Source organism: Mycolicibacterium arabiense (assembly GCF_010731815.2).
GTDB classification, from domain to species: domain Bacteria; phylum Actinomycetota; class Actinomycetes; order Mycobacteriales; family Mycobacteriaceae; genus Mycobacterium; species Mycobacterium arabiense.
In genome coordinates, this window is sequence record NZ_AP022593.1 from 4,533,951 (window position 1) to 4,554,995 (window position 21,045).

Annotated in this window: 20 protein-coding genes; 8 read left to right on the forward strand and 12 right to left on the reverse strand. The window is 66.4% G+C overall.

What is annotated here, in order from left to right; translation table 11 throughout:
- Positions 1-66 precede the first annotated feature (66 nt).
- The 5 genes from G6N61_RS23420 (at position 67) to G6N61_RS23440 (ending at position 7,161) form a co-directional block, all read left to right on the forward strand.
- Positions 67-921: a response regulator transcription factor gene (locus G6N61_RS23420; RefSeq protein ID WP_235887274.1), complete on the forward strand. Its 855-nt coding sequence runs from the start codon at positions 67-69 to the stop codon at positions 919-921.
- A gap of 270 nt (positions 922-1,191) precedes the next feature.
- Positions 1,192-3,435, forward strand: a complete 2,244-nt coding sequence (locus G6N61_RS23425) for an exopolysaccharide biosynthesis polyprenyl glycosylphosphotransferase (RefSeq protein WP_235887275.1) — start codon at positions 1,192-1,194, stop codon at positions 3,433-3,435.
- A 119-nt stretch (positions 3,436-3,554) separates the two neighbouring features.
- The gene (locus tag G6N61_RS23430) at positions 3,555-4,796 is read left to right on the forward strand and encodes a glycosyltransferase family 4 protein (protein ID WP_235887276.1); all 1,242 of its coding nucleotides are present in this window, start codon (positions 3,555-3,557) and stop codon (positions 4,794-4,796) included.
- Complete coding sequence (gene gmd, locus G6N61_RS23435; protein ID WP_163921807.1) at positions 4,789-5,811, forward strand: GDP-mannose 4,6-dehydratase; 1,023 nt, start codon at positions 4,789-4,791, stop codon at positions 5,809-5,811. Before G6N61_RS23430 ends, gmd begins: the two co-directional genes overlap by 8 nt.
- Positions 5,812-5,814: 3 nt before the next feature.
- Positions 5,815-7,161 carry a glycosyl hydrolase gene (locus tag G6N61_RS23440; protein ID WP_163921811.1) on the forward strand — a complete coding sequence of 449 codons (1,347 nt, stop codon included), beginning with the start codon at positions 5,815-5,817 and terminating at the stop codon, positions 7,159-7,161.
- Positions 7,162-7,171: 10 nt separating this feature from the next.
- Here G6N61_RS23440 and G6N61_RS23445 read toward each other — a convergent pair whose 3' ends face one another.
- The 11 genes from G6N61_RS23445 to G6N61_RS23495 all read right to left on the reverse strand — a co-directional run bounded on the left by G6N61_RS23445 (position 7,172) and on the right by G6N61_RS23495 (position 17,670).
- The gene (locus tag G6N61_RS23445) at positions 7,172-8,647 is read right to left on the reverse strand and encodes a lipopolysaccharide biosynthesis protein (protein ID WP_163921813.1); all 1,476 of its coding nucleotides are present in this window, start codon (positions 8,645-8,647) and stop codon (positions 7,172-7,174) included.
- Positions 8,640-9,641 carry a GDP-L-fucose synthase family protein gene (locus G6N61_RS23450; RefSeq protein ID WP_163921816.1) on the reverse strand — a complete coding sequence of 334 codons (1,002 nt, stop codon included), beginning with the start codon at positions 9,639-9,641 and terminating at the stop codon, positions 8,640-8,642. The genes G6N61_RS23445 and G6N61_RS23450 overlap by 8 nt, the downstream gene beginning before the upstream one ends.
- A gap of 39 nt (positions 9,642-9,680) precedes the next feature.
- Positions 9,681-10,676 carry an NAD(+) synthase gene (nadE, locus tag G6N61_RS23455; RefSeq protein WP_163921819.1) on the reverse strand — a complete coding sequence of 332 codons (996 nt, stop codon included), beginning with the start codon at positions 10,674-10,676 and terminating at the stop codon, positions 9,681-9,683.
- A complete protein-coding gene (asnB, locus tag G6N61_RS23460; RefSeq protein ID WP_163921822.1) occupies positions 10,660-12,669 on the reverse strand; it encodes an asparagine synthase (glutamine-hydrolyzing) in 2,010 nt (669 codons plus the stop codon). The genes nadE and asnB overlap by 17 nt, the downstream gene beginning before the upstream one ends.
- Positions 12,669-12,908 (reverse strand): hypothetical protein, encoded by a 240-nt coding sequence (locus G6N61_RS23465; protein WP_163921825.1) that lies wholly within the window; start codon positions 12,906-12,908, stop codon positions 12,669-12,671. The genes asnB and G6N61_RS23465 overlap by 1 nt, the downstream gene beginning before the upstream one ends.
- Entirely contained in the window at positions 12,905-13,306 is a 402-nt protein-coding gene (gene acpS / locus G6N61_RS23470) for a holo-ACP synthase (RefSeq protein ID WP_163921830.1), read from the reverse strand. Before acpS ends, G6N61_RS23465 begins: the two co-directional genes overlap by 4 nt.
- 3 nt (positions 13,307-13,309) lie before the next feature.
- Positions 13,310-14,158: a hypothetical protein gene (locus G6N61_RS23475; RefSeq protein ID WP_163921833.1), complete on the reverse strand. Its 849-nt coding sequence runs from the start codon at positions 14,156-14,158 to the stop codon at positions 13,310-13,312.
- Between the two features lie 63 nt (positions 14,159-14,221).
- Complete coding sequence (locus G6N61_RS23480) at positions 14,222-15,733, reverse strand: class I adenylate-forming enzyme family protein (protein WP_163921836.1); 1,512 nt, start codon at positions 15,731-15,733, stop codon at positions 14,222-14,224.
- 42 nt (positions 15,734-15,775) lie between these two features.
- Positions 15,776-16,564, reverse strand: coding sequence for a glycosyltransferase family 2 protein (locus G6N61_RS23485; RefSeq protein ID WP_198339312.1), 789 nt, complete (start codon positions 16,562-16,564; stop codon positions 15,776-15,778).
- A 6-nt stretch (positions 16,565-16,570) separates the two neighbouring features.
- Positions 16,571-17,260 (reverse strand): CatB-related O-acetyltransferase, encoded by a 690-nt coding sequence (locus tag G6N61_RS23490; protein ID WP_163921839.1) that lies wholly within the window; start codon positions 17,258-17,260, stop codon positions 16,571-16,573.
- Positions 17,257-17,670, reverse strand: a complete 414-nt coding sequence (locus tag G6N61_RS23495; protein WP_163921843.1) for a VOC family protein — start codon at positions 17,668-17,670, stop codon at positions 17,257-17,259. Before G6N61_RS23495 ends, G6N61_RS23490 begins: the two co-directional genes overlap by 4 nt.
- A 41-nt stretch (positions 17,671-17,711) precedes the next feature.
- Between G6N61_RS23495 and G6N61_RS23500 the strand changes: the two genes are divergently transcribed.
- Positions 17,712-18,206, forward strand: a complete 495-nt coding sequence (locus tag G6N61_RS23500; protein ID WP_163921846.1) for a serine O-acetyltransferase — start codon at positions 17,712-17,714, stop codon at positions 18,204-18,206.
- A gap of 97 nt (positions 18,207-18,303) precedes the next feature.
- Here G6N61_RS23500 and G6N61_RS23505 read toward each other — a convergent pair whose 3' ends face one another.
- Positions 18,304-18,570, reverse strand: coding sequence for an acyl carrier protein (locus G6N61_RS23505; protein WP_163921849.1), 267 nt, complete (start codon positions 18,568-18,570; stop codon positions 18,304-18,306).
- A gap of 232 nt (positions 18,571-18,802) precedes the next feature.
- Between G6N61_RS23505 and G6N61_RS23510 the strand changes: the two genes are divergently transcribed.
- Positions 18,803-20,047: an ArnT family glycosyltransferase gene (locus G6N61_RS23510; protein WP_163921852.1), complete on the forward strand. Its 1,245-nt coding sequence runs from the start codon at positions 18,803-18,805 to the stop codon at positions 20,045-20,047.
- Positions 20,044-21,015, forward strand: coding sequence for a glycosyltransferase family 2 protein (locus G6N61_RS23515; RefSeq protein WP_163921855.1), 972 nt, complete (start codon positions 20,044-20,046; stop codon positions 21,013-21,015). Before G6N61_RS23510 ends, G6N61_RS23515 begins: the two co-directional genes overlap by 4 nt.
- Positions 21,016-21,045: the final 30 nt, after the last annotated feature.

Here is a 21,045-nt window from a genome sequence, read left to right on the forward strand (position 1 = left end):
CGAAACAGCTCAGCACTCGTGCATCGTCTTCGGCCGTTGCGCCCGTAGCGACCGGGGCGGGGCGTCGTGAGGGCCTACGGGTCGGTCGCCCGCCGGCCCATCGGAGCCGAACTGGCAGCGCCCGAGCGGGTGCAGGTGCCCACTCCCGAGGCCCGGCATTGGGATTCCGGTGGCCAGGGCCCAGCGGCGCCGCACGTCAACGGGTCCAACGGGCGGTCGCTGCTGTCGTCGGCGGGCAAGCTGAACGGCATCGAACGCCCGGGCGTTCCAAGCGCGCGAATCCTGGTCATAGACGACTGCAAGCTCTCGCGGGAGAATCTCGCCGCAGCTCTCCGGGAGCACGGCCAATCGGTCAGCGTCGCTTGGGACTTGGCCTCGCTGGTGAGCGTCGACACGAGCTTGCGGCCCGACGTCGTCCTCCTGAACGTGACCACGCGTGAGTGCGAGAAGTTGGTCGGCGCTGCACTTCAACTCGATCCCAAGGTGCGCGTCATCGCCACGGGAGTCTCGGAGGACGATGAATCGGCGATAGTGGCATGCGCCGAAGCGGGTGTCGCCGGGTACCACACCCGCTTTCAGTCCCTGGATGACTTGCTTCGACTGATAGGCAGGGTCATTGCGGGAGAGACGTTGTTCTCGCCACGCGTGTCGGCCATGCTACTCCGGCGACTCTCCTCCCGCGGTACTCAGCGTCATCCTGGGGCCAAGGAACTGGTACTCACTGCGCGCGAGGCCCAGATCCTGGGAATGCTGCGAATTGGCCTGTCCAACCGCGAGATCGCGGCACAGTTGTGCATCGCGGTGAACACCGTGAAGAACCACGTACACAGCGTGTTGTCGAAGTTGGGCGTCGCTAGTCGTGCCGAGGCCGCCGCCCTGTCGCGAACACTGAACTACACCCTGCGGGATTCGGAGGACTAGACCCCGGACCACGTGGATTTGGCTCCTATGGTCCATGTACTCCGGACCCCCATGGCCCGATAGTTGGCTGGTGTTCAACGGATTGGCTCGGAGTCCACGTCCGGGCAGGGGATCGGTCGATCCGCCTAGATCGGTTCGTCCGCGACCATGACACTGGACGGGGGAACAGTGTCTGGCCGCGGGCGAACCGATTCGAAGGTCCCGCCTTCACTTCGCGAAGAGGAGGCGGGACCGCACCCGCGTCACCCGGCGCCCGAGCGGTTGGCCGGCGTGGCCGAACGCTCGAGGTGGCAACGCAGTTACGCCGCGAAGCTGCTCGTCACCGACACGGTCGTCGTGGTCGGTGCCATCAGCCTCGCGCACGTCGTGCGGTTCGGTGAGCCGCTGAATCCCGCGGGGTATCCGCACTACTTCCTGCTGGCGTTCTCGCTGGCGTTCGCGCTCGGGTGGCTGTGCGCACTGGCGGTATTCCACACTCGGTCAACTCTTCTCGTCGGCACCGGGGTGGAGGAGTACCGCCGGGTGGTCGCGGCCTCCTTCGGGACCTTCGGCGCGATCGCGATAGTCACCCTGCTCCTCAAGGCGGACATCGCGCGCGGCTATCTCGCGGTGGCCCTGCCCGTGGGCACGGTGGCGCTGGTGTTGAGCAGATGGGCGTGGCAGGCATCGGTTGCCCGCAGGCGAGCGGCTGGTGGCTGCAGAACCGCGGTGATGGCATTCGGCGAGGAAGACGCCGTGGTCGACCTGGTCACCGAATTGACGCGGCACCCGGCCGACGGTTACGACGTCGTCGGGATCGGCATACCCAACCACGGGCCGCCCCGAGGCGAGCATCTGCTCGTCGGTGGGCGTGAGATACCCATCGTCGGTGGGGAATCCGACATGCTGGCGGCGATTCGCAGTTGCGGCGCCGACACCGTCGCGATCGCCGGGACCGAACACTTCGGACTGCGAGGCATCCGGCGGCTCATCTGGGATCTCGAACCGCTGGGCGTGGACCTGGTGGTGTCGACCGGGGTGATGGACGTCGCGTTGTCGCGGCTCGTCATGCGGCCCATCGCCGGCCTACCGCTGCTGCACATCGAGAAGCCGCAGTATCGCGGGGCCAAACGGTTCCAGAAGCGAGCCTTCGACGTCTGCCTTGCGACGGTCGTCCTCACCGTAGCCATGCCGGCCATGGTGCTCGCGGCGCTGGCCATCAAGTTGACGAGCCGCGGCCCGGTGTTTCAGACGACCCCGCGGATGGGCATGGACGGACAGCCGTTCTCGATGCTGAGGTTCCGCACGGCCGTGGTCGGCGACGAATCACGATCTGACCGCGAGCTTCTCGAGGCGCTCGACCCCGACGGTCCGATCCACCACGGCGAGGACAGGCATGCCGTCACCACGGTGGGACGGGTCCTGCGCCGGTTCAGCATCGACGGCCTCCCCATGTTCGTCAACGTGCTCAAACGCGAGATGAGCGTCGTCGGACCTCGCGCACCGTTGCGCCAGGAGGTCGAGGCGTACGACGTCGAGGTCCTGCGGCGACTCCTGGTCAGACCCGGCATCACGGGCCTCTGGCAGATCAGCGGTCGTGCAGACCTGAGCTGGAACGAGTCGGTGCGCCTGGACCTCTCGTACATCGACAACTGGTCCATGACCAGCGACGTGATGATCGTCCTCAAGACGACCCGAACCGTCGTGGCGCGGATCGACGGCTCAGTCCACCCGGACGGTGTGGATGCCGGCGACTCTCGAGTGCAGGACTTCGTCGAGTTGCACCGTCGGATCTGCTGCATCGACGACGACGCGGCACACGCCGAGCTGCTCGAGGCCCTCCGTCGGCCGACCCGGCCGTACGTCGTGTCCTTCGTCAACGCGCACGCCGCCAACCTGGTGTGGCACAGCCCCTTGCTCTCCGAGAGCCTCCTGAAGTCGGATCTGTTGCTACGGGACGGCATCGGCGTGCAGTTGGGGTTGATGGCGTTCGGTAGGTCCGGCGGGCTGAACATGAACGGAACCGACCTCATCCCGCAGATCGCAGGCGCATACTCCGGTCGACGGGCGGCGTTGTTCGGCACGACGTCACCGTGGCTCGATCGGGCCTGCGAGAAGCTGGAAGCAGCGGGCGTGACGGTGGTGGCGAGCCACCATGGCTTCTCGCCCGCGCAAACCTACGTGGACATGGCCGTCGCCTGGCGGCCCGACCTCATCATCCTGGCGATGGGCATGCCGAAGCAGGAACTCGTCGCCAGTCGGCTGCGCGACCGACTCACCCATCCGGTTCTGATCGTGAACGGCGGAGCGATATTGGACTTCCTCGGCGAGAAGGTGACACGGGCGCCGCGGTTCATGCAAAGTACCGGCACCGAATGGCTGTACCGGCTCATCGTGGAGCCGCGCCGCCTCGCAAGGCGCTACGTCGTCGGCATACCCGCGTTCTTCGCACACATAGCCCGATCACGCGCGGTCCTGCGCGACGCGACCACCGATGTCGGCGGGACCGCGCGGCTGCAGTCGGGAACCGGGTAGGTGCGCGCCGGATGACACTCGAAGCCCCATCGCACACACCGGTTCACACGGCGCGCCCGCTTCTCGTCAGACGGTTGAATCGGCAGGAGGCAACGGTCGTTCGCCAGAAACGCAGACCGGTGCGAATCGCGATCCTGGGGATCAACTACTGGCCCGAACCAACGGGCATCGCGCCCTACACGACGGCTCTGGCCGCGGGCATGATGGCGCGGGGACACGCAGTCCGCGTGTTCACCGGCCTACCGCACTACCCGCAGTGGGAGCGGCTCGGGCGGGACACCGCGCTGCGGTCCGACGACGTCGTCGACGGGGTCCGCGTCCGCCGGTTGAATCACCTCGTACCGTCCGGTGAGTCCTGGTTCGGCCGCGTCGCAATGGAACTGACGTTCGGCGCCCAGGTGGCCACGTGTCGGTGGGATGCGCCCGACGTCATCGTATGCATGACGCCGCCGCTGCTGGCGACGTCGATGGCCATTGCCAGGGCGCGGTGGACGCGGCGCCGCCCGGCGATCGGCGTACTGGTCCACGACCTGTATGGCAGAGGCGCCATGGAGGCCGAGATCGGCTGCCGCACCTTGAGGCGGGGCCTGGGTGCCCTCGAATCGGCGACCCTGCGGGCTGCCGACGGCGTCGCGGTGATCCACAGCGGCTTCGAGTCCGACCTCGTCGGCAATCTCGGGGTCGACCCGGCTCGGATCAGGGAGATCCGGAACTGGAACCACGTCGACGCTCCCGATCTGATTGCCAGCGCGACGTTCCGGGCCGCACGCGGTTGGTCGAGCGACGACGTCATAGTCCTGCACGCAGGCAACATGGGACACAAGCAGGGCCTCGAGAACGTCCTCGCCGCAGCTGAATTGGCCGACCGCACGGGCAGTCGGGCTCGGTTCGTCCTGATGGGCAACGGCAATCAGCGGTCGTCCCTGGAAGCGGCAGGCGCCGGCCTGCGCAACCTCGAATTCCTGCCGCCCGTCGGTGAAGCCGACTTCCCCGCCGCACTCGGCGCCGCAGACGTCCTCCTGGTCAACGAACGGCCGGGCGTCGCGCAGATGTCGGTCCCCAGCAAGCTCACGTCGTACTTCCGTTCGGGCAAGCCCGTGCTGGCGGCCATCGACTCGGCCGGGCTCACCGCAGGCGAGATGGCTGCCTCCGGCGGCGGCGTCTCCGTGCCGGCCGATCGGCCGGACCTGTTGTTGAGGGAGGCGCTCCGATTGGCCGGCGATCCCGTTCTCGCGGCACGGCTGGGTGCCCGCGGCCGACGCTACTGCGAATCGGTGCTGTCGGAGAACACCGCACTGGACCGCTACGAAGAGTGGATCACCGACCTCGCCGATGCACGCTGGAAGGAACTCGATGGCTAAGCGCGCACTGATCACTGGCATCACGGGCCAGGACGGCTCGTATCTGGCCGAACTGCTGCTCCTCAAGGGCTACGAGGTACACGGAATCATCAGGCGGGCATCCACGGTCAACACCCGTCGGATCGACCACCTGTACGTCGACCCCCACGAATCGGCGGTCCGCCTGTTCATGCACTACGGGGACATGGTCGATGGTTCCCGGATGAGCGTCCTGCTGTCCGAGATACGCCCGGACGAGGTGTATCACCTCGCCTCGCAGTCGCACGTCAGGGTGAGCTTCGACGAGCCCGAATACACGGCCAATGCAACGGGTCTGGGGACGATCCGGCTGTTGGAGGCGATCCGGCAGGCCCGCCTGGACTGTCGCTTCTATCAGGCGTCCACGTCGGAGATGTTCGGTTCGTCGGCTCCGCCGCAGAACGAGGACACGCTCTTTCAGCCGCAGTCGCCGTACGGTACGGCGAAGGTGTTCGCGCACTGCACGACCAAGAACTATCGCGAAGCCTACGGAATGTTCGCGTGCAGCGGGATCCTGTTCAATCACGAATCACCGCGTCGCGGAGAAACGTTCGTCACCCGCAAGATCACCCGTGCCGTCGCGCGCATCAAGGCGGGCCTCGACGAGCACCTGTGGATGGGCAACATCGACGCGGTACGCGACTGGGGGTACGCCCCGGAGTACGTCGAGGGAATGTGGCGAATGCTGCAGGCCGACGAGCCCGACGACTACGTTCTCGCCACCGGCGACGGATGCACGGTGCGCGACTTCCTCGCGATGGCATTCGACGCGGTCGGCTTGGACTGGGAACGCCACGTGCGCTTCGACGAACGCTACCTACGGCCAAGTGAGGTGGGCTCCCTGATCGGTGACCCATCGAGGGCGAAGGTGGCGTGGGGCTGGGATCCGCTGGTGCGGACGCCGGAACTCGTGAAGATCATGGTGAACGCCGACATCCTGGCACTCGAGAGCGGCGGACACGTGATCGATCGGCCCGAATTACCGGGATGGGCGTAGGCCGTGGTCCTGGACCGTCGCGACTTCCTGAAGTGGACCGGGCTGACGGTGACGTGCGCAGCCGCTGCGATGAGCGGCGGATGCACCAGCGGAACGCCGGTTCCACCGCCCCCTGCCGCTGCCGCGGAACAGGAGCTGATGAAGATCGGCCTCTACACGTGGGACGAGATCTCCGACCTGTCGAACCAGGTCGAGTGGCTGAACCTCACCTACGCCCGTGCCGGTGTCATGTCGGATGCGTTGATGTCGTTCTGCGTCGACCACCACATCGACGTGCTGCTGAACCTGACGCCGACCGTCGACCGGGCGGCCTTCGGCACCGAAGTCGAGTTCATCTCGGCCTACCTGGCGCAGATCGACTGGGCTCTCGGCAGATTCGGACCCAGAGGAACGTTCTGGTCGGACCACCCGGGCTTGCGGTACCACCCCATCACGCAGATCGAGGTGTGCAACGAACCGAACTTCGGCTACGGGTTCAGTGTCGGCGACGCCGAGGTGGCACCACTCTATGCACGGGTCCTCATCGCGTCTCATGGGCACATCAAGGCGACGTGGCCGGAGGTCGTCGTAGTCGGATTCGCCGCAGGAGGAGCGTCGAATGCGGCGCCGGACTTCCTGTCGAATACGTTCGCAGAGCTTCAATCCGCCGGTCAGATAGATTGCTTCGACGTGGTGTCGGTGCATCCGTACAGCTCGAACAAGCCGCCGGAACAGACGATCGTCGAGGAATGGGGTTCGTGGTCGTCGCGTGAGTCCATCGACACCATCCGTCAGGTCATGCAGGAGTTCGGGGTCGCGAAGCCCCTGTGGATCACCGAGGTCGGTTACCAGATATCCCACGCCGACGGTGGGAAGTTCGAGGTGACGATCGACAACCAGCGCGTCACGACGGAGACCGTCACGCCGATGCAACAGGCCGCCTACACCGTGCGCGTGAACATGGCCGCGGCGCGGTATGACATCCCGCGCGTCTACCACATGTTCGTGCTCGACTCCGATGACTACAACGGCGGCTGGTTCGGCCCCGGCCCCGGCCACGAACCGAGGCTGGTGGCCGTCGCCATGCGGCAGGTGATCGACCTGCTGGCCGGCGCGACGAACCTGGAGATGGTCCTCGACGGAGCGCAGGACAAGCCGACCGACCCGTTCGCGTACCGCTTCACCACGCCTCGCGGAACGGTCCTGGTTGCGTGGTGTCAGGTGGCCGCCCGGTTCACGCTGGCGCTCGAGCCAGGCACCCGGACGGTGGTCACCGACATGCAGGGCAACGTCATGGCCACCACAGAGGACGCGTCCTACGATGCGGCACTGTCGGAGGAACCCATCTTCTTGCACTCGACGCCGCTCTAGGTGGCGCCGATCACCTCGGCTCGCCGGTGACGTCGGCGGACCCGTTGCGGCCTGCCAGCCGCTTCGCGTCGATCACCAGGTCAGCCAGCAGCCGAGGATGCCCGATGCGCAATGCCAATGCACCGACGCCCACCGCGGCCACCGAGCCGACACCCAGCACCACTGCGTCGCGACCGGTGACCAGGACGGCGACGGTCAGGTAGGTGGCGGCCATCCAAGCGGCCACGTGCGTTGCGGGCAGCAGCGACGACAACTGTTCGCGCAGCGACACTTTCACCAGGTGCCGTCTGATCAACCACTCGACGGGTACGAGCAACGCGGTCGCCACCGAGTAGCCCAGTGCGACGCCGAAGGGACCGAAACGTAGGCCGGCGACGATGCCGAGCGTGGCCACGGCGGTCGTGAGCCAGGCGTACCGGAGGTTCAGCTTGTCGTGTCCGGTCCCGAGGACGAGCGGCGACGTCGAGCACTGGTAGATCGACTGCAATGCGCCCGCGACGGCCAGCACCTGCACGATGGGCACCGCGGGGGCCCACTGTGGGCCGAAGACGATCTCCACCAGCTGGGGCGCGGCCGCAGCGACCAGCGCCATCGACGGCAGCGCGCCCATCGCGACCAGGCGCGTCGTGCGGCTGAGCTGGTCGCGGAGTGCGGGGAGATCGTCGGCAAGCCGGGAGAACAGGGGATAGAGCACCGTGGCGACGGTCTGCAGCGCCAGCTGTACCGGCAGGAGGAGCAGCCGGTACGCCAACCCGTAGAAGGCAAGCGCCTGCGCGCCCTGCACTCGTCCGATCAACAGGTTGTCGACGTTGCGCGACAGGGAGTTGAGCAGCAGCCCCGCCATGAACGCACGCCCGGAGAAGGCCGCGATGTGGCGGAGTTGGCCGAAGTTGGCGTTCGGTCGCCAGGAGGCGCCGAACAGGCACAGCGTGGACAGCAGGACTGCGTCGGTGGCGAGGATCTGAACAACCAGGGACCAGTACCCGCCGCCCAAGACCGCCACGATTACGCCTGCGATGCCGCCGAGCAATGCGGACAGGATGTCGGCGATGCCCATCTTGCGAAAGTCCATGCTGCGGATCAGCATTGCGCGCGGAGTGACGGTCGCCGCGCGCAACAGCAGGCTGGGGGCGAACGCGACGAGGATCAGCGCCAGTTCGGGGGTACGCATGAACGCCGCCCACAGTGGCGCGATGGCGACGGTCAGGACGGCCAGGGCGCCACCGACGGCCAGGTTCACCGACACGACCACGCCAGGCATGTCCCGGTGGACGTCCTTGCGCTGGATCAACGCACTCGAGAAGCCCTGGTCGAGGAGCAGGCTGATGATGCCGATGTAGACCAGTGCTTGGGCGACCACGCCGAAGTCGTCGGGGCCCACCAGCCGGGCCAGGACGATCGTGAAGACCGTCCGGGACAGTTCCCGCCCGACGACCGAGAAACCGCTCCAGCGCATGCCCGTCGCCAGCGCCGCCGATTCAGCCACGTGCAGCCCCGTTCACCACCGGGCAAGTCGAACCCCGGTAGTCGTCCTGGTGCGCCAGAAACCACTGGTAGGTCTGCCGGAGGCCGTGGCGCAGTGTCGTCTTGGCACTCCAACCGAGTTCGTCGAGGCGCCGGACGTCGAGGATCTTGCGTGGTGTGCCGTCGGGTTTCGAGCGATCCCACTCGATGCGCCCGCGGTACCCGACCGTCTCGGCAATCATCTCGGCCAGTTGGCGCACCGTCACGTCCCGGCCGGTGCCGACGTTCACCGGCTCGTCGCCGTCGTAGGCATTCAACAGGTGGTGACAGGCATCGGCGAGGTCATCGACGTACAGGAACTCGCGCATCGGGGAACCGCTGCCCCAGCACGTGACCGACCGCAGGTCCTCGCGCACCGCATCGTGAAAACGCCGCATCAGGCCGGGGATGACGTGGCTGTCACGTGCGTCGAAGTTGTCCCCCGGGCCGTAGAGGCTGGCGGGCATGACGCAGATGTAGGGCAACCCGTGTTGGCGGCGGATGGCTGCGACCTGGGCGATGCCGGCGATCTTGGCCACCGCGTAGGCCTCGTTGGTCGGCTCCAGCGGTCCCGTCATGAGCGCGTGCTCCCGGATGGGCTGCTCCGCGAACTTCGGGTAGATGCAGCTCGATCCGAGGAACAGGAACCGTTGCACGCCCGTGGACACCGCGCTGTCCAGGAGATTGACCTGAATCCGGATGTTGTCGGAGATGAAGTCGGCAGGCCGGGTGTGATTGGCCATGATTCCGCCCACCCGGGCCGCCGCACCGATCACGACGTCTGGTCGGGTCTCGCGGAAGAACCGTTCGGTCGAAACGGCATCCCGCAGGTCGAGTTCCCGGTAGTCGCGGCCGACCACGTTGCGATAGCCCAGCTCGGCGAATCTTCGGCACAGCGCCGATCCGACCATTCCCCGGTGGCCCGCGACGAATATCCGAGTATCCGGCCGCAAGGGGCGCAGAGCCGTTCTCGTCATGGCGATCTCACCGGGGTACGGGATCGGCGGTAGCGATTCTCAATGGCCGATCTCCGGTACGTCGGCCGCCAAGACGGGAGCCAACTGTAGGTACTCCGTCGTCTTGCGCTTCTGTTCGATGTCCCGGAACACCCGGTTCACCTGTTCATCGGTCAGACCCGTGGCCGCGGCGATGTCCGACACGGGCACGTCGTTGTTCAGGCCGAACAAGCACAGGTCCATGCGCTGGTACGGCAGCGAGAAGTAGAACTCCTCCTGAGACTGTGGCATCGAATAGGTGTCGGTGGTCGACGGCCGGCTGCGGATCTGCTCGGGAACGCCCAGGTGTTCGGCGAGTGCGTAGACCTGTGACTTGTAGAGGTGCGCAATTGGTTTCACGTCGGCAGCACCGTCGCCGAGCTTCACGAAGAACCCCTGGTCGTACTCGAGCCGGTTCGGCGTTCCCGAGACGACGTAGTTGAGGCGATCGGCGTGGTAGTACTCCAGCATCTTGCGGGCGCGCTGCTTGAAGTTGGTTGCGGCAACGATCCCCAGGTAGGACTCCGTGCTGAGGCGGTGCGTCGTCTGGCTGCCGTCCGGAGCCTGCACGACCACCGAGTAGAGCCGGAAGGCATCCGAGTCGATGACGCTGGGCAACACGATCTTCGACTTGTAGCCGGGGCCGTACTCCGGATACACCATGCGGATCGCCTCGTCGCGCCGCCGGTAGCAGCCTGCCGCATCGAGGAGTGCGGAGATGTCCTCGAGCCGGCTCTCGATGCCGAGGGAGTCTGCGAGGAGGCGACTGTAATCGAGAGTATCGAAGGATGATTCGCGCTCCGGCATGTGCAGACCGAACACCCGGTCGTTCCCGATCGCGCGGACGCACAGTGCGGCGACCACGCTCGAGTCGATTCCCCCGGAGAGGGCGACGACCACACCGCGCCGCTTCGTCCTGCTCAGGTACTCGGTCAGGCTCTTGGTGATGCGATCCACCTCGAACGCCGCGTCGATGGTCAGGCTGTCCGGTCCGAATGTCTCATCCCCGTGCGTCACTGCATTCCCCCTTCGTGGTTACCAGGTCGACCGCGACCGTCGGTTGCGGCAATTTCCGTTCGGGCAGGGACCATTCGGTCCCCGCGATGAAGCATTCGTAGGTCAGCTGCGTCGACACGACGGCAAGCACCCGCATGTTGTCGGTGTTGCTCATCCCGTCACCGCCGGACTTCGCGCACTTGCGGAACAGCCCGGACACCAGCCTGGGATCGAACACCCCAGCCGCGCTGATGGCCGGCTCGGACGTCAGCTCGTCGAACCACTCCGGCCGGTCCGAAGCAAAGAAGCTCGCCGCGTCGGGCGCCCGGTAGGGCTGCTTCGGCCTCCGCGAGATGTCTTGCGGGACGATGTCCGCGAAAGCCCGCTTCAGCAGGTACTTCTCGTCGAGTCCGAACAGCTTGTGTCGCGCGGGGAGTTGGTTGGCGAACTCGATGACGTTGCGGTCCAGGAACGGGAACCGGCCTTCCACCGAGTTCGCCATCAGCATGCGGTCGCCTTGCGACGACAGGAGGTAGCCGGGCAGCAGCGTCGTCATCTCGAGCCACTGGGCGCGGCTGAGTGGGTCCCACTGAGCGCTCTCGGCAGGCATTCCGGCCACGACGTCGTCGAGCGCGCCGGCCGTGGTCCGGTTCCGCATGTCCGCGGAGAACATCGTCTTGATCGACGCCGTCGAATCCCATCGGGGGCGGTGGGAGAGCGCGGGGTCGTCCAGGTCCAGGTTGCGCCCGAAGAAGCTGCGCGCGAACGCCGGCGCCTTGCCGGGGGATCGCTCCATCCAGGGATACAGCAGCTCGAGGGCCTTGGCGCGCTTCGCGGATTCCGGGTCGCGAGCCCAGAACATCCGCACCCTGGCCTCGCGGAAGACGTCGTATCCGGCGAGGACCTCGTCGGCGCCCTCACCGGTGACGACGACCTTGAAACCGTGCTCGGCCACCAGTTTCGACAGGAGGTACATCGGGGCGGGTGCTGCGCGTACCAGCGGTGTCTCGGTATGGCGGATGACCTGAGGAAAGACGTCGACGATGTCCGACGGACGCACGACGATGTCCTGGTGTCGGGTGCCCAGCGCGTTCGACATCTGGCGCTGGTAACCGCCTTCGTCGAACTCGCGATCCTGGAACCGCAGGGAGAACGTGTGCAGGTCGGCGTCGGTGTAGCGCGAGATCACCGCGGCGGTGATCGACGAGTCCAATCCCCCCGACAGGTAGGCGCCGACGGGAACGTCGCTGCGCAGGAACCGTAGTCGCGTCGCCTCGATCACGCGTTCCCGCAACTGAGCGGCGTTCTCCTCGGTGTCCTGGCAGGGCTCGGATCCGCGTGGCGGGAAGGAGGCGCGCCAGTAGGGCGCTACGCGAAAGCCCGTCCGGTCGAGCACGGCGTGGTGCCCTGGCGGCAATTGCTCGACACCGCTGAACACCGTGCGTGGAGCGACCGTGGACCAGTAGCCGAAGGTCTGCGATAGGCCCTCGGGGTCGAAGGACCGCGGCACGGCTGGGTCGGCGAAAAGCGCCTTGACTTCGGATGCGAACAGGAAGCGGTCACGCGTGCGGGTGTAGAACAGCGGGCGCACGCCCATCCGATCGCGACACAGGATCAGGCGCTGTTCGCGGCTGTCCCATAGCGCGAGCGCCCACTGGCCGTTGAACCGGTCGAAACTGCCGGCACCCCACTGCTCCCAGGCATGCACGATCACCTCGGTGTCGCTCGCGGTTCGGAAGCGGTGACCCAATGCCTTGAGTTCCCGGGCCAACTCGACGTAGTTGAAGATCTCGCCGTTGAACGTCACCCACAGCGTGCCGTCCTCGTTGCAGAGCGGCTGGGCGCCGCCCGCAGTGTCGATGATGGCCAGACGCGTGTGTCCCAGCGCGGCGCGATGGTCGCGGTAGAACCCGTGGCCGTCTGGTCCGCGATGGCCCAGCCGACTCATCATCTTGTCGAGCAGCGTCAGCTCTGGAGGTGCACCCGTCGTGACCACTCCGCAGATGCCGCACATCAGCGCTGCCCTCTCGCGCGGTCGAGCAGGTCCGCGAGCGCCACCGGATCATTCGGGTCGATGGAGTCGATGTCGGCATCGGTGAGCCGTATCGCAAAGACGTCCTCGAGAGCGAGGGCGATCGTCACGGCGCTGAGTTCGGCTTGGGTTGACGGGGCAGCGCTCGATCGGGCAGCGTCGTCGGACGCCGTCAACGCGACGAGGTCGGCGAGCGCCTGCTGGACGTATTCGCCGTTCACGGCCCATCACGTCTTTCGGCCGAGAGGGTCGTGATCGCCACGGCGGTTGCGTAGTCGTCACAGTGCGACAGGGAGATGCGGATGTCGCCCACGCCCGCGCTCGTGGCGATCGCCAGCGGCGCGTCGGAGAGTCGGATGCCCGGGGCGCCGGTCGGCGTGCTCACCACCTCGATCGACCGCCAGGGCAGCGGGCCGTCCCAGTGCCCGGGCAGTGTCTTCGCGACGGCCTCCTTGGCGGCGAAACGTGCGGCGAAGTGCCTGCTCGGCACCGCCTTGCCGGTGCAGTACTCGATCTCGCCTGCGGTGAACCACCGTCGGAGGAACCCGTCGCCATGATCGCGAATGAGCCGTTCGATCCGTGCGACCGGGACGATGTCGATGCCCGTCTCACCCAGCATCGCTCACCGCCTACCCGATGCATTGGCGATCGCCTGGAGAAAGGCCCGTGCCGCGATCTCCGAACCCTCCGCGTTGAGGTGCCCGAGATCTGACGCATAGCCGGTGTGCAGCGCGTAGTAAGGCTGGTCGCGGTAGCGGAATTCCTGGCGGCCGCCGTCGGGGGTGGTCGATTCGATTGCGGCCAGGTCGAACACGCGGTCCTCTCCGTATTGCCGTCGCAGCAGCTCGTTGTAGCGGTGCCGTGCCACGTTCTCGCCCTGGCCGTAGCGATCGCTCCCGCCGAACATGATCTTGATCCTGTTCTTGATGCCGGAGTCCGTGGTGAGTGGAACGGTGACGTGCACGAACGCGATCGCGGGATAGTCCCGTTGCAGAGCGGCGATGGTGTCTCGATAGTGGGCGAACAGCGCGTCGACGTCGGTACGGGTCGAGATGTCGAGGAAGCAGAACTTCATCAGTGCGACGTCGACCCGATCGCCCAGACCGCTTCTGAGGGTCTGCGCGAAGTCGTCGATCTTCAGCCGCGGCTGCTCGTTCGCACCGATGTACGCGTGCGAGATGAAACCGCCCGCAGGGCCGGGCCTCGTACCGTTCTCCTCGATGGGCGGGGCCACCAGGCCCTGCTGCGCATAGACGGCTTCGACACCCCCGAGGATGTTCTCGCCCACCGACTGGTGCCCGAAGAACACCCGCGTGCGGTCCACGACCGCCAGCTGCCCGACGTCGACCGTTGCGACGACCTCCCCCTTGACGGGCATCGACTTCTCCTTCCAGACGTCGTATGTCATGACTGCGGCGATGAGCACGATCACGAGGAGCGCCGCGGGAACGACCCACAGCACCCGACGCAATGCGGACCCTCTTCTCCTGTGTGAGCGCATATTCGACGATCCCCCGTTCGTGTTCGATGAAGGTCAGCCCGGGTGGGCTGACGCCAACGGAACCCGTGCGGCAGCGAGGTCGCGCAGTCGCGTCTTCGCGATCTTGCCGCTCGCATTCAATGGCATGCCGTCGATGACGACGACCGATTTCGGCACCATGTGCTTGGGCAGGGACCGTCGGCAAGCCGCGACCACGGCGTCGGTCGTGATCTCGCTGCCGGGAGCCACGGTGACGAAGAGCGTTATCGCTTCTCCTGCAACGTCGTCGGGAACTCCGATGGCGGCTGCCGACACCAGCTGCGGCATCCGTAGAGCGGCCGCCTCGACCTCTTGACTCGAGACCCGATAGCCCCAGGACTTGATGAAGTCGTCCCGCCGGTCGACGATGAAGACGTATCCGTCCTCGTCGACGACGGCGACGTCGCCGGTTCGGAGACCGTGCGGGGTGAACTTGTCCGACGTTCCGTCGGGATCGCCGTAGTAACCCGGCGAGATGCTGGGCCCACGCGCGTAGATCTCACCCTTGCCGCCGGCCTGCACCGGCTCCAGATCCGGCCCGAGTACGCGGAGTTCCACACCGGGTATGCCCTTGCCGATGGACCCCAGCTTCTCGGTGAGCATCGCCGGGGGTAGGTACGACAGGCGTGCCGTCGCCTCCGTCTGCCCGTACATCACGAACAGTTCTGCGTGCGGTTTGGCGGCGAGTAGCTCTTCGATCATCACCGGAGGCAGCTTCCCGCCGGCCTGCTGAATGATGCGGAGCGACGGCGTGGCGCGCTGCGCGAAGCTGGTGGCTCGCAACATGAGTTGGAAGGACGAGGGCACCCCGGCGAACACGGTGCATTCCTGCTCCTCCAGCAGCTTGGCGGTGGTCTCGGGGAACGCGAAGGAGTTGCACAGGACGAGGGTGGCTCCCACGCGCAGATGCGTGTGGAGTAGGGAAGCGCCGTAGCAGTAGAAGAACGGCAGGATCACCAGCGCCCTGTCCGTACGCTGCAAACCCAGGTAGCTGATGATCGATTCGGTGTTCGCGGCGATGTTGCGGTGTGTCACGCGGACTGCCTTCGGGGCGCCGGTGGTGCCGGAGGTGAACAGCAGGACGGCATCCGAATCCGGTTCCGTCGTGGTCTCCGGCCAGTACGGAGTCCGGCCGGAGTCGAGAACGTCTTGTAGGACGTCGTCGGTGATCACGGTGACCGAATCCACCGCAGCGGGGTCGTGCCTCAGGTGCCGCCGGTCGACCATGGCCGCCGAGCAGTCGACGGCGGAGATGCTGCGGCGCACGTCGGCCGAGGTGCCCTTGTCAGACAGCGGCACCGCAACCATGCCGAGCTTCATGATCGCGAGGTACGAGGCCACCCAGAAGAAGGAGTTCGGGCCGAGTATCGCGATCCGTGCCCCGGGCGCCAAGTCCAATGTCGACACCGAACCGGCCAGGGTGGCCGCGGCTGCGCGTAATTCGGCGTACGTGTAGCGCCGCTGTCCGTCAACGATCGCGACGTCATCGGCAGCACCCGTGTTCGACAAGAAATCGCTGATGTTCACTGTTCCTCCTGCGCAGGCATGCCGATGACCGTCTGACGCGTTCTAGACCCGCGCATCGTCGGCCCAATCGGTGAAGAAGCTGTCGGGGTTGATCGCATAACGGACGGTGACCTTCGGTACGTGCTCGATCCGGCCCCGCCGGCTCAGCTGCCACACGTACTCCCAGTCCTCCTTCGGAAGCGTTCGCTTGGTCCGGGGCAGTACGCTGAAGCCGCGGTTGCACGACCGCCGCACCACGACGCTGTTGGCGTCTATGTAGGGGTCCCACCGAAGCCTGCGCCGATCGAAGGCGGAATCGAGTACGTCGAGTTCCGTTCCGTCGGGCCGCATTCGCGACACCGAGGTGTAGACGGCGGACAATCCAGGGTCGGTATCCAGTGCCGACACCGCCGTGGCGACGTGTTCGGGAGTCCAGACGTTGTCGTCGTCCAGGAAGGCGATGAACTCCGAATCGCTGAGGTCGATGCCGATGTTGCGCACCAAGCCCAGCGTCGCCGTATTGCGGCTGAGCGAGACCGCGACGAGCCTCGGGTCGGTAGGCAGCTCCGGCAGCCCGGCGCCGTCGTCGACCACCACTACGGCCAAGTTCCGAAAGGTCTGCGCGAGTGCGCTTTCGACCGCCCGCACCACGCCGTCAGGACGGTTGTAGGTGGGGACCACCGCGACGACCCGTGCCCGCGGGCATCCGCTCGTCAGCGTCGCACGCAGCCGTGTCAGCTCGCGTGCGTGGAACCTCTGGTTCTCCTTGAGCGAACTGCGTCCCACGAATCGGTTGCGCTGTTCGTAGACCAGGCATCGCCACGGTCGCAGCATGCGCTTCGGCGCGTTCACGGCGGGCTAACCTCCGAGGTAGTTCTGGAACTCGGGCAGCCTGTGGGTCAGGTCCTCGAGGTCCTGATCCCACCACCGCTCCTCGAGGAGGGCGGCGATCGTCTCGTCGGAGAATCGCTTCTTGACAAGCCGAGCGGGATTCCCAAGCACCACGCCGTAGTCGGGGACGTCCTTGCTGACGACCGCGCCGGCACCGATGACGGCGCCGTGCCCCACGCGGGTTACCTCGGGCAGGATCACCGCGTTCGCACCGATCCACACGTCGTTCCCGATCTCGAGGGCGTTGAGCTCGTCGCCGATCCAGTCATCGCACAACCCGAACATCGGGTTGTGGAATACCGCGTTCGTGGACTTCAAGCCGAGAGGGTGGTTGCCGTTGATGATGCGAACGCCGTGGGCGATCGAGCAGTAGCGGCCGATCTTCGTCTTGGGATCCACGACCCACGGCTCGAAGCACGCGCCGATGGTGTACATGCCGATCTCGACGCCCCAGTACCTGGCGAAGATCGTCCGGATCGTGGGGGACTTGTAGGCGTCCCCCTCGAGCCGGCGCAGCATCCACAGCACGAGCGGCCGTAGTCGCCGGATGGCATAGAGCCGGACGAGAGCGTCCGTGATCGCCGTCCGCCTCTCGGTTCGCACCTCGGGCTGGGATGGGGGCGCGGTCACCGGCCGTGTCGCCGTCGTCTCGGTCATAGCAGTCCTGCTCGTTCGTCGGTGTCGATCAGTTCGATGTGCAAGCCGTACTTCGCTCGCAGAAAGGCGATTTCGTGATCATTGAAGGCCTCGCCGGGTTGTGGCGGAACCAGCACCCGCAGCCCCCTGTCGCGCAGTCCAGTGATCCCGGCGTCCACGTCATCGCACTTGAAGCACAGATGGTGGAAGCCGCCACCGCGTTCGACCGACTTCCTGAGTGCCAGGTTGTCGTCCAGTGGTTCGATCAACTTCACCGGCAAGCTACCCAGCTTGTCGAGGAAGACCACCTTTACTCGTTGGCGCGAATTGGTGACGACCTCCGTGCGACGGCGATAGCCGAAGGCGTTCTCCCAGTGCGCGATACCGTCGGTCAGGTCCCGTACGGCGAAGCAGATGTGGTCGATCACCACGAGACGACTCCTCTCCGGGCGCAGTGTCGCCGCGGATCCTCGTGCGTGACACCACCCCCGGCGGTGGATACGCTGCAACGGTGATACCGGAACGCATTTGGTTGACCAGCATCCGACTTCATCGCCGTGGCCTCCACCGCTGCGCCCGGATACTGAAGGCAGTCAACGCCGTCGCGTTCAGCACGGCGCTGCCGCCCGAGGCCGACGTCGCGGACGACGTGGTGCTCTGGCATCACGGGATGGGCGTGGTGATCCACCCTGACACCACCATCGGCCGCGGCGTGCAGATCGCCCACGGCGTCACCGTTGCCGCCGGCGCCCCGCACGCCGGCTCCGGCATGGGCGTCGTCGTCGAGGACGGCGTCACCATCGGTGCCGGCGCGTGCATCATCCCGAAGGAGGGCTACGGCCTGACGCTCGGACGAGGCTGCGTCGTGGGCGCGAACGCCGTCGTGACCAAGGACGTGCCGCCGGGTGCCGTCGCGGTCGGCCCTGGCGCAGACATCCGCCAGCGGACCCCACGCACCCTCGACTGAAGCGCGGTACCGACGCTCGATCGGTACGACGGCCCCCCGGCCGACGCCGATCCTTCTGCCTGACAACGTAATCCCCCCGGATCGACGTTGGCCGGCTTCACGCCGTCTCGAGAACGTGCTGCTTCCCGAGCACGAACCGCGTCATCCGCGCGATCGTGTCGAGGTTCTCCGGGACCGTCTCGGTCTCCGATACCTCGATGCCGAACTGGGACTCGAGGAATTCGATCAGTTCGAGAATCCCGGTGGAGTCCACGACGCCGCCTTCGACCAGTGATTCGTCGACGGCCGGTGTCCGGGATACGTCGCCGAAGAGGTAGTTGTCCACGATGAAACCGGTCAGTTCCGAGCGGATTCGAGCATCCATTCATTTCCCCCTGTACTCGAGTGCCGCATGGCCACGGCACGCGATGAGCGTAACATCTGGCGAACTAGGCAAAAGGAACTAGTTCCGACGCCATTGCCGTCAGATAGTCACTCGGACAACGTAATACACGGCCAGCGCATTCGCATTCTCTGGGTACGAGGGGGTGGCAGGCAAACGTCGAATAGTCCTTCGTCCGGTAGGCAGACGGTCGCCGGGTCGTTATCCTGAGTCCGTGGCAGTCGGGGGTCTGGCAATGCGGGGTGAGACGGCTGTGCGGAACCGCGCGCACATCTATTGGACGGTGGGAGCGACGGTCTCCGCCGCCCATCTGATCGTCGCGGCCGCGCTCAGCCGTTCGGTAGGCGCCTTGTACGAGGACGGCGGTCACTTCCACGTTCTCGCCGCCGGGCTGGCGAGTGATCTCGACTTCGGCCCGCCGCATTTCGAGGCGGCGCGTCCGCCCGGGTGGCCCATGCTCCTGGCGATCCCGTACCGGATCTTCGGTCCGCATCCCAACGTGGGACTCGTCCTCACCGCCGTCCTGGCAGGTCTGACCGCCGTCGCGCTGATGCACCTCGGCCAGCGCCTCGGGATGACGCTGAGGCAGGCGATGCTTGCGGGTCTGGGGTACGGGTTGTTCCCCTGGGTGTTGATCATCGGTGCGTCGCTGTACGCGGAGAGCCTCTTCAATCTGTTGACGGTGGGCCTCTGCTACCTGGTCGTCGAACTGCGCGAGAGACGACACGTGGCGTGGTGGTGGCTGGCGGCCGGACTCCTGGCCGGGTACGCCACGCTGGTGCGGCCGGTCATGGCGTTCTGGCTGCCGGCGTTGGTGATCTTCGCCCTCGGCCGACGGCTCGATTGGCGCGCGGCCACCGGAGCGGTGGTGGGGCTGGCGATAGTCCTCGGCGCCTGGTCGTGGCGGAACTACGAACGACTCGACGCATTCGTGCCGCTGACCACTGCCGGCGGAGTGACGGTCGCGCTTGCCAACAACGACCTGGCGGACTCCGCACAGGCGAACGAGGGATTGCCGATCCCGCCGGACGACGAAGTCGAGAACGACCGCTTCCTGCGCGACTTCGCCGTCGCGTGGATCCGCGAGAATCCCGCGGAGTTCGCGTCGCGGGTACCCGAACGGCTGGTCCGGACCTTCGACCCGGTCACGCGGCTCAACCGCGGCGTGTTCCTGGATCCCGTTCCGAGATGGTCGGTTCGAGTCGCGTGGATCGCCGCGCTCGTGCTCGTCGCGGTGGGGCTGTTCCGGCGCCACCGTGGCCCGTGGCTGGTTCCCCTCAGTCTCGTGGTGCTCCTGACGGCGCAGGTCATGGTGTTCGGCGGCGGGTTCCGCTTCCTCATACCGGCCCTGCCGTTCCTGGCCCTGTGGGCGATCGTCGGCGCAGGGTGGCTGAAGGACGTCGTGGGTCCCAGGACCAGTGCGAGGACGAAAGAAACTGCGAAGGAGTCGGTCTCGTGACCTCACTCGGAACCGACGTCGCCGACGGCCGATTCATGGCCGCCGGTGAACACGCGGATGCGTCGATCATCGTCGTGACGTACAACAGCGCAGCCGACATCGGTCCTCTGCTGGACGACCTGCGGGCGTCGGCCCGCTTGCACGCCTTGCGCGTCCTGGTGGTGGACAACCAGTCGTCCGACGACACCGTCGACGTCGTCGCGACGTACCCGGATGCGTTGCTCATCGAGTCAGGCGGCAATCTGGGCTACGCCGGCGGCATCAATCGCGCGCTCCGGCACACCGGGTCATGCGACTCGGTGTTGATACTCAACCCGGATCTACGAGTCCGGCCGGGCGCCATCGGCCGGTTGCTCGAGGCGCTGGCATCCGACGACCGAGTGGGCGTGGTGGTACCACGCATACTCGATCACGACGGGCAGGACTATCCGTCCCTGCGCTTCGAGCCTTCCACGATGGGTGTCGTCGGCGACTCACTCTTCGGCCGAACGCTCTGGCGAGGACGGCCGTGCTTGCTGTCCGAATTCGACTATCGAAGCGGCAGTTACCGATACGCCCACGACGTCGACTGGGCCACTGGCGCGGCAATGCTCATCAGGGGTGAGGTGGCGCATCGTCTGGGCGACTGGGACGAGCGGTTCTTCCTGTACTCCGAGGAGATCGAATACTTTCGGCGGGTGCGTGACAGTGGCTGGGTGGCCCGCTACGAACCCACCGCCGTCGTCGAGCACCGCCTGGGCGGATCGGGTACCTCGCCCGCACTTGCCGCGCTCATGGCGGTCAACCGTGTTCGCTACGTCGAGATGCACCACGGGCGGGCCTATTCCGCGGTGTTCCGAGCTGGCGTGGCACTCGGCGAAGTGCTGCGGTCGTATGATCGCACGCACCGCCACACACTCGCGATGGTACTGAGCCGGCGGAAGTGGTCCGCGTTGCCCAAGGCGACGACGAGTGCTGAGCAGTCGTGAATTTCGTTGCGCAGAAACGTGGTGCGGTCA